Genomic DNA, 9,155 nt, shown 5'->3' with positions numbered 1-9,155 from the left:
AAATGCCCGGAAGTGTAACCCGGTGAAGGCCACTACGGTTACGCACTTGCCATTTCATTCGTAAGGCATTCGACACCCACGGAATAAAAAGTAGAAAGCCGTTCCAGTGAATGTGAAGAAGGTGTTGGAAATAGTTAAGCGTCAAAATTATGCGTTGGGTTTTCGAAATTTGCCTGTTTGAGCCGAATGGCGAGTTGCAAATTTCGGAAGCCCGTTTTTAGCATAATTTTGACGCTTTAGTATTTCCCGCCGACGGAACCTGAACAGGAACGGCTTCCTACTTTTTATGCAGGTCCGGGGCGTCGTGCCTTTCTGAATTAAATCCCAATATCCTTATACCCTTCCAGCTTTGAGGTACAATGTGGACATCTGGTTGCCGTAATTGCAATCTCACTCTTGCAAAACGGGCATTCTTTTGTTGTCTTTTCTTCGACTTCTTCCTCTGTGTGTTTCAGTTTTTCTGCAAATCCGTTCATAACTTTCATCATAATGAATACAATCAAAGCCATGATCAGAAAATTAATGACTGTAGAAATGAATTTGCCATAATTCAGTGTAACTTCTCCCAGAAGATTCACTTTCAACTGATCAAAGTTCATTCCTCCGAACAATCCAAGAATTGGATTGATGATATCATCTACCAGGGATGATACGATACTTGTAAATGCACCTCCAATAATGATACCTACTGCCATGTCCATGACATTACCACGGCTGATAAATTCTTTGAATTCATTCATGAATTTTTTCATAGTGCGCTTTATCCTTTCCTCATTTGTCTCTCATTTTTGATATATCTTTTTTTTCATCTTACCATCTTTGCAATTCAATGGTCAATGCTTTCTTCTATATCACTTTATTTGTCCAGAATCCGCTGAATTTCTTCCAGATCCTCCGCAAAATATATTCCCTCCTGCTTTTCCTCAGAAGAAAGATCCATCTCGATCATATGCTCCAGAAGCTGCTTCAGACTGTCATAATATCCGTTCAGATTATAAAGAATACATGGCGCATCCAAATGTTTTAACGATACTTTAGACATCACCTCCGTGATCTCTTCCAGTGTTCCCGTTCCTCCCGGAAATGCAATAAACGCCTCTCCAAGTTCTATCATCTTTGCCTTTCTTTCCGACATATCTTTCGTCGTGATCAGTTCCGTAATCTCGTCATACACAAATCCTGCATCAATAAAAAACTGTGGCTCTACCCCGATCACTTTACCACCGGCCTGTAATACACTTTCTGCAAGTTCTCCCATCAGGCCGGATTTTGAACCACCGTATACGAGAGTATTTCCGTTTGTTCCGATCCACGCTCCCAACTCGCGCACTGCTTCTTTTAAAAATGGATCATTTCCTTCATTTGCTCCGAGGTATACTGTAATATTCATTTTATACTTCTCCTTGTAAATCTTCTATTATCTTTCGAATAATGTCTGATGCATATGGATGAAAAGAGGATCACCCGTTCTCTTCCCGGCAACCCTCTTTTCCATTCATTATAATTCTATATAGATTTCTTATTTCATTACAATATTAATGATCTTCTTCGGAACATAGATCTCTTTGATCACATTTCCTGTCAGCTTATCAGCAATTGCTTCTTTACCTGCTGCAAGTGCTTCTTCTTTTGATGCATCTGCTGAGATTTCAATAACTGCTTTTGTCTTTCCGTTGATCTGTACCGGAACTTTGATCTCATCGTCTTTCATGGCGTGCTCATCGTATTTTGGCCATCCGGCTTTGAATACGCTCTCTGTGTGTCCCAGTTCTTCCCACAGTTCTTCCGCAACATGTGGCGCGAATGGAGACAGGAGTACTGCCATTGTAGACAATGTCTCTTTATCGATTCCGCCCTCTTTCTTGGCAATCTCGATCAGTTTGTTATTGTGTTCCATGAATGCTGAGATTACCGTATTCAGGCTGAAGCTTTCCAGACGTGTTGTTACATCGTATATCAGTTTATGACGCTCTTTGATCATCTCTTTTGTAGCTGTAATGTCTGCATCTTTGCTGTCCATAACAAGGTTCCATACACGTTTCAGGAAACGGTTTACTCCGTCGATTCCTCTGTCATCCCACTCAGCATCTAACTCCGGTGGTCCAACGAAGAGTTCATACATTCTTAAAGAGTCACATCCATAGTCTCTTACCAGATCGTCCGGTGATACGACATTTCCTTTTGACTTACTCATCTTGATACCATTCTTACCAGTGATCATTCCCTGATTGAACAGTTTGTGGAATGGCTCATCAAAATCTACTACCCCGATATCATATAAGAACTTGGTGTAGAAACGTGAGTACAGAAGGTGAAGAACTGCATGTTCTACTCCTCCGATATACATATCTACAGGAAGCATCTCATCTGCTTTTTCTCTTGATACCAGTTCTTTATCATTGTGGTTATCTACGTAACGCAGGAAGTACCATGAAGATCCTGCCCACTGCGGCATTGTGTTTGTCTCTCTCTTCGCATCAGCTCCACACTGAGGGCATTTGCAGTTTACCCACTCATCAATTGCAGCAAGCGGGGATTCTCCAGTTCCTGTAGGTTCGTAAGATTCTACTTCCGGCAGACGGAGTGGAAGTTCTTCTTCCGGCACCGGTACATTTCCACATTTCGGACAATGTACGATCGGGATTGGCTCTCCCCAGTATCTCTGACGTGAGAATACCCAGTCACGCAGTTTGAAGTTCACTGTTGCGCGTCCGATTCCACGCTCTTCGATCATATGCGGAGCTTCTTTCTTCAGTACAGAAGATTCCTGTCCATTCCATTCTCCGGAATTGATCATTGTTCCAACAGCGTCTGTGTAAGCCTCTGTCATATTCTCAATCTCTTTTCCGTCTTTTGCAATTACCTGGATGATCGGAATATTGAACTTTGTAGCAAATTCAAAGTCACGGTCATCATGAGCCGGTACACACATAATTGCTCCTGTACCATAGTCAGCAAGTACATAATCAGACAGCCAGATTGGAACTTTCGCCCCGTTGATTGGATTGATTGCATAGCTACCTGTGAATACACCTGTCTTTTCCTTATCCTGCATACGATCTACATTCGACTTCATAGAAGCATCATAAATGTACTGTTCTACTGCTTCTCTTGTCTCGTCATTTGCAAGGCTCTTAGCCAGTTCATGCTCCGGTGCCAGAACCATAAATGTTGCTCCGTATAAAGTATCCGGTCTTGTTGTGTAAACAGTAATCTTCTCGTCTCTTCCTTCTACAGGGAAATCAACCTCTGCTCCGTAAGACTTTCCGATCCAGTCAGCCTGCATCTTCTTAACCTTCTCCGGCCAGTCCAGCTTATCCAGATCATTCAACAGTCTGTCTGCGTATTTTGTAATCTTTAACATCCACTGACGAAGGTTCTTCTTTGTAACCTCAGCACCGCAACGTTCACATTTTCCGCCAACCACTTCTTCGTTAGCAAGTCCCGTCTTACATGAAGGGCACCAGTTGATTGGGAATTCTTTCTCGTATGCAAGTCCTTCTTTGAACATCTTAACGAAGATCCACTGTGTCCATTTGTAGAAGTTCGGATCTGTTGTATTTACTTCTCTGTCCCAGTCGTAGAGAGCTGCGATCTCATTGATCTGACGTTTGATATTCTTAATATTGGCAGCTGTTGAGATCTCCGGGTGAACGCCCATCTTAATTGCGTAGTTCTCAGCCGGAAGTCCGAATGCATCCCATCCCATTGGATGAATGATGTAATAACCCTGCTGTAATTTATAGCGGCTCCATACATCAGAGATTACATATCCTCTCCAGTGACCTACATGAAGTCCATTTCCTGATGGATACGGGAACATATCCAGACAGTAATATTTTTCTTTCTTATTTCCATCTTCATCAAACTGGACGTTTACCGGGTTTTCTTCCCATTTTTCACGCCACTTTTTTTCAATTGCCTTATGATTATAAGGGATCTTTGACATTTTTTTGTCCTCCTGTTTTTATATGGTAACTGATTTTATTACAAGAATACACATCCTATAATAAAAATAAAAAAGCCTGTTCATCTCATTATAAGAGACGAAAAAGGCTTATATTCCGTGGTACCACTCTTCTTCACCCGACATTACCTGCCAGATGCACTCATTTTTCTTCTATAACGGGAAGCACCCGCTTCTGCCTATGTGATCTTCAGTAAATCCGTTCAGCAAAAGGACTCTGAGGTGAGTTGGGAGTCTTCGTCTGCTGTCTCGCACCAACCGACAGTTCTCTTATCAGACACCGGACCCTTAATACTCCTCTTCTGCGTCTTTTCAATATTCTTCATTATTATATGAAGAATGTTAAAATAAGTCAAGACCTGTCTTCAAGAAAGTACAGAAATACCTCGCAGATTCCTCATATTTTTCATCACATGCTTTCAATTATTTTCCTGTCGCAAAGTTAACATTTTAGCCAAAAAAATTGTCAGAAAATTCATTTTTTTAGTTGTTCTCACCAGTTTCTTAGTGTATAATAAGGATAAGTAATTACTACTGATACAGATCAGTAAATATGATACATAAAGGAGAGTGTTTACCATGGTTTATTTATTAGCAGGTCCGAAAGGAACAGGAAAAACACAGCAGATGATCGAGCAGGCCAATGAGGCTGCGAAAAAATGCAATGGAAATGTTGTATTTATCAAAAAAACACACCGCGATACAGCAAGTGTAACATTTGATATCCGCACAATTTGTATGGATGATTTCCCGGCAATCACAAACATTGACGAATATATCGGATTTTTATATGGTATGTACAGTTCTAATCACGATATCGAGTATGTATTTATCGATGGTATCTTAAAACACGCTGATATCTCACTGGATAATATTCCGGCATTTATTGACCGCCTGAAACAGGTTTCCAAAGAATGTGAAGTTGAATTCTATGTCAGCATCAGTGCAAACAAAGAGGAACTTGCTGACGTAAATACAGAAGGATGCAAATATCTGAACTAATCTTTCTTATTGAGACAGAATGATCCGACAGTCCATTTTACAAATGGACTGTCGTTTTATGTCACAATAAGATATAAAAAACAAAAAGGCAGGTCTGACAATCCTGCCATGTACAGGAGAGAAAACGTATGAGCGGAATTAAAGATGCAAAAAAGAAAAGGGCACGCAGAAGGCGCAAGAGACAGATTCAGCGTATCCTGCTGATTATTGCCATGATACTGATCCTGATCGGATTCCTATTCCTGATCCGGGCCGCAGTCCATGCTGTTGTAAACAAATTCACCGGTCCTACTGTCACAACCTCAGCAGACAAAACTGCCGGTTCCCCAAAAAACAAAAAAACGACTGCAAAAAAAAGCAGCAAAAAAAAGAAATCTTCAAAAAAGAACACTCAAAAAAAGAAGTCTTCCGAAAAAAAGTCTTCTGAAAAAGACACCGTAGAATTAAAAACGGTAACACTCAGTAAAAAGGGAAAGAACAATACGGACAAGCTTTCTCTTATCATCAGCTCAACCGGAGACTGTACGCTTGGAACCGATGAAAGTTTCAACTATTCTGCCAGCCTGAATGCGTACTATGAATCACATGGTGCTGATTATTTCTTCCAGCATGTCAGATCCATTTTTAAAAAAGACGACCTTCCATTGTTAATATGGAAGGAACCCTCACTGACGAGACAGCCCGTGAGGCAAAAACCTTTGCTTTTAAAGCTCCTGCCGAATATGCTTCCATCCTTTCCGGAAGTTCTATTGAAGCAGCCAATCTCGCCAACAACCACAGTCATGATTATGGCGAGAAGAGTTATACCGACACGATTTCCGCACTGGAGGATGCCGGAATTGCTTCCTTCGGTTATAACCGTATCAAGATTTTAAAGATAAAAGGTATAAAAGTCGGTGTCACCGGAATCTATGAACTTGCAGACCATCAAAAACGTGCATCTCAGGTGAAGCAAAATATCAAAGCCCTGAAAAAAGCCGGTGCACAGGTCATCATCGTGAATTTCCACTGGGGAATCGAAAAGCAGTATACACCGGATGAAAACCAGAAGGCTCTCGCACATCTTGCTGTCGATAAAGGTGCGGATCTTGTGATCGGGCACCACCCACATGTACTTGAAGGTATTGAAGAATATAATGGAAAATACATCTGCTATAGTCTTGGTAATTTCTGTTTTGGCGGCAATTCAACACCAAGTGATACGGACAGCATGATCGTGCAGCAGACATTTACTTTTAATAAAAAAGGAAAATTAACGAAAAGCAGTAAATTAAACATTATCCCTTGTTCTATCTCTTCTTCCAGTGGCTATAACGACTACTGCCCTGTTCCTCTTACCGGAGACGCAAAGCAGCGTGTACTGGACAAGATCTCGCAGTATAGTGAAGGATTATAAGATTATAATATCGACAGATTATCGATATAAAAAGCTTCGCAGGAATATGCATTGCACATACTTGCGAAGCTTTTTTTCTGTCTTATTTTATTTTTTATTATCCAATCAACATCTCATAAATCAGGACCATCAAAGGCATCGTAATGATACAGCATATTACTGACATTACATTGATCACACTGGCGTATCTAGAATCTTTTTCATAAATCTGTGCAAGCTGTGTGACCATTGCTGCTGCCGGGGCTGCAGTTGCGATCAGTACGATCATCAGAATATACTCCGCATCCGGATGTAACCCGGTCCGCTCCAGTCCCGCAAAAACAATTGCCGCAATTAACGGGAACAGGATCAGCCGAATCATACAGATCAGATACGGACGCTTCTGCCGGAACACCCACCTTAGATCTACATCACCGATCACCATTCCGATCACCATCATGCTAGCCGGACTGATCATATCGCCAAACCCGCTGACACAGCTGTCGATCACTGCCGGAAGACGGATCTCCAGCGCAAAAAGTGCAATTCCTATTATCATTGCGATTACATTCGGATTACACAGAATCTTACGGATATTCAGGTTCTTCTCCTGCCCGATCAGATTTACGCCGTGTGTCCACATCAATATCGTCTGCACCAGAATAAATGCCGTCGTATAAAACACCCATTCCTCGCCCAGTACCGCCGATACCAGCGGAATCACCAGATATCCTGCATTTGTATAAATAATGGATGCCTTCTCTATGCTGTTAAAATGAATTATATATGATAATAATTCCGAACCCACGATCAGGATCACATGCACAATTACCGACATCCCAACCGCGATCATAAGCCCTTTTATCTTGTCGTCCGTCAGTTCAATCTGAAATGCATGTACGACTACACATGGATTGCAGATATACACAACCATATTTGAAATGATCCGGCTGTCTTCCGTCTTAAAAAGTCCGGCTCTGACCACTCCGAATCCAACCGCCATTGTCAGAAACATAGCTATGATCTGTTCCGCAAGAAGTATACTAATCTCCATGACTCTCTCATTCCTTATATCTTTTCGGTAAAATGTATCACCAGCTATTATTCCTGTGCATCTGCCTCTTCTTTATCAGAATCTGTTTTTTCTTTTGCATCTTTACCGGTATTTAACTTTGTCACTGTATTGACATCCTTATCCTCTTTATACGTTACCGTCACCTGTTCTCCCAGTTCACATCGGATCACATCTATGATATCTGCTACTGATACATCATAGATCGCGTCAGAATTCTCCAACATCAGATAATAATGAGAATTTCCATTCAGAACAGCCTGCGCAATCTTCGTGATCTTTCCGGATACCTCTTCTTCCTTCCGCGTATCCTTTTCCTGTTCTTTCACACCATTTTTCAACAGTAATTCATTATAATTCTCCTGACACTGACTGACACTGTCACCAATTGCAACGATCTGATACTTCTGGACATTAACCATTGCATATTTCTTCACCAGACCGGCATCGTCTTTTAATGCGACAAAATAGGTCGGCTCACCGGCAATATTCAATAAGAGTGGGAATGTTGCCTGATATTTCAGGTTCTGTACCTGTCCTTCTGCCGATGACATGGCTGAAGATTCTGTCGCACCTTCTACTTTGTAGTATTTTGTCTCCATTGTGCGTTGATTTGCCAGAACAAATCCAACATTCGACTGATCTCCGTTAACAGATGTAACTCCGGTATACATCCATACATCATCATTTAATGCCAGATAGTTATAACCATCTGTTGTCTCCAGACAGTCTTTCTGACTCAGTACACTGTTAAAGAAGCCATGTTTCAATGTTCCGTAATAATCGAACAGATTCACCAGCAGGTCTGCGGAATATACACGGTCTACCCACTGTGGTACATTTCCGACATCATAGGTCTTCGTCTTTCCTGTCACTGCATTACATATAACAACTTTTCCAACCGTCTCACCACCGAATAATCCGATGTTAAATTTCTTTACCGGAGCGATCCAGTACGGATCACCATTTTCATCAATTTCAAAACTTAATTCACCGTAAATGTATGTCGGATGTGCAAAACGCAGATGGCGGTAAATATTACGGTTAAAATGATCACTTGTTGTATATTTCATACCCTGTTTCAGTTTTACAAGCTCCGTAGACTGATTTGCCATATTGATCCGGATATACGACGGAATTCCTTCCCCCTGATTCGTAAACCATTTGATCAGATTTGCGTATTTTAACGGAGTAACACGTACCGGATTCCCCTTATAGTTAATCTGACTGTAGATGTCATCTGCCTCAAACTGGGATACCATATCTACCATACTGCCCATCTTACGGTCACCGAGAAGTGCTGCCGTATCTTTATCCAGAAGCGGGATCTTGTCAAATGACAGTTCCTCTACATCTTTTGCAAATTCCCCTTCTTTGACCGTCATAAGTTTCTGGTATTTCTTTGCATTTACAACCGGTGAAGACAGCAGTGTTCCAAGCAGGTATACCGCTCCAAGAACCACCACTACTCCAAGAAAAACTTTTACTACTTTATTTTCTTTGATCTCGTACCTGTTCATTTTCTTTCTTCCCAGGTACAAAACTGCCAGTATCACCAAAAAGATCATGATGAAAAACCATGTCTCTGATGAATGAATATTGATAGCCGGAATTGCGGCATAGTAATAGATTCCAGCCATGATCACAACAATGGCTGCGATCATCATTTTGGTTTTACCTTTCATACTTCTCTCCTCTCATGCAAAAAAGCCTGCCATTTACGGCTTTTCCTGCCTCCT

General features: G+C 41.3%; 7 protein-coding genes and 1 other annotated feature. Of the genes, 2 read left to right on the top strand and 5 right to left on the bottom strand.

Translation table 11 applies throughout. The features are described 5' to 3' along the window. Positions 1 to 317: 317 nt before the first annotated feature. From mscL to leuS, 3 genes are all read right to left on the bottom strand, one after another. Positions 318 to 752 carry a large conductance mechanosensitive channel protein MscL gene (mscL, locus tag OCV72_RS01540; RefSeq protein WP_028088239.1) on the bottom strand — a complete coding sequence of 145 codons (435 nt, stop codon included), beginning with the start codon at positions 750 to 752 and terminating at the stop codon, positions 318 to 320. A 104-nt stretch (positions 753 to 856) separates the two neighbouring features. Next, the gene (locus OCV72_RS01535; RefSeq protein ID WP_055281389.1) at positions 857 to 1,390 is read right to left on the bottom strand and encodes an LOG family protein; all 534 of its coding nucleotides are present in this window, start codon (positions 1,388 to 1,390) and stop codon (positions 857 to 859) included. A gap of 129 nt (positions 1,391 to 1,519) precedes the next feature. Beyond that, a complete protein-coding gene (gene leuS, locus OCV72_RS01530; RefSeq protein WP_055281387.1) occupies positions 1,520 to 3,949 on the bottom strand; it encodes a leucine--tRNA ligase in 2,430 nt (809 codons plus the stop codon). Positions 3,950 to 4,039: 90 nt separating this feature from the next. Then, positions 4,040 to 4,281: a binding site (T-box leader), on the bottom strand. A 265-nt stretch (positions 4,282 to 4,546) separates the two neighbouring features. Between leuS and OCV72_RS01525 the strand changes: the two genes are divergently transcribed. After that, positions 4,547 to 4,969: a hypothetical protein gene (locus tag OCV72_RS01525; protein WP_028088234.1), complete on the top strand. Its 423-nt coding sequence runs from the start codon at positions 4,547 to 4,549 to the stop codon at positions 4,967 to 4,969. Positions 4,970 to 5,621: 652 nt separating this feature from the next. Further along, on the top strand, positions 5,622 to 6,365 hold the full coding sequence (locus OCV72_RS16530; protein WP_330376535.1) for a CapA family protein: 744 nt from the start codon (positions 5,622 to 5,624) through the stop codon (positions 6,363 to 6,365). Positions 6,366 to 6,462: 97 nt separating this feature from the next. Here the strand turns inward: OCV72_RS16530 and OCV72_RS01515 are convergent, their stop codons facing one another. Then, positions 6,463 to 7,398, bottom strand: a complete 936-nt coding sequence (locus OCV72_RS01515) for an AEC family transporter (RefSeq protein ID WP_055281384.1) — start codon at positions 7,396 to 7,398, stop codon at positions 6,463 to 6,465. A 47-nt stretch (positions 7,399 to 7,445) separates the two neighbouring features. Continuing rightward, a complete protein-coding gene (locus tag OCV72_RS01510; RefSeq protein WP_055281382.1) occupies positions 7,446 to 9,101 on the bottom strand; it encodes a hypothetical protein in 1,656 nt (551 codons plus the stop codon). Between the last annotated feature and the right edge of the window lie 54 nt (positions 9,102 to 9,155).

The sequence above is a fragment of the Dorea amylophila genome, assembly GCF_025567265.1.
GTDB classification, from domain to species: Bacteria; Bacillota; Clostridia; order Lachnospirales; family Lachnospiraceae; genus Dorea_A; species Dorea_A amylophila.
Note: the sequence above shows the minus strand (reverse complement) of the source record. Positions and strands in the feature narration are given on the sequence as shown.

Bases quoted from the DNA above. Each gene is read 5' to 3' on its own strand.
- OCV72_RS01515 (WP_055281384.1), bottom strand. From the start codon at position 7,398: ATGGAGATTAGTATACTTCTTGCGGAACAGATCATAGCTATGTTTCTG.
- leuS (WP_055281387.1), bottom strand. From the start codon at position 3,949: ATGTCAAAGATCCCTTATAATCATAAGGCAATTGAAAAAAAGTGGCGT.
- OCV72_RS01535 (WP_055281389.1), bottom strand. From the start codon at position 1,390: ATGAATATTACAGTATACCTCGGAGCAAATGAAGGAAATGATCCATTT.
- OCV72_RS01525 (WP_028088234.1), top strand. From the start codon at position 4,547: ATGGTTTATTTATTAGCAGGTCCGAAAGGAACAGGAAAAACACAGCAG.
- OCV72_RS16530 (WP_330376535.1), top strand. From the start codon at position 5,622: ATGGAAGGAACCCTCACTGACGAGACAGCCCGTGAGGCAAAAACCTTT.
- mscL (WP_028088239.1), bottom strand. From the start codon at position 752: ATGAAAAAATTCATGAATGAATTCAAAGAATTTATCAGCCGTGGTAAT.
- OCV72_RS01510 (WP_055281382.1), bottom strand. From the start codon at position 9,101: ATGAAAGGTAAAACCAAAATGATGATCGCAGCCATTGTTGTGATCATG.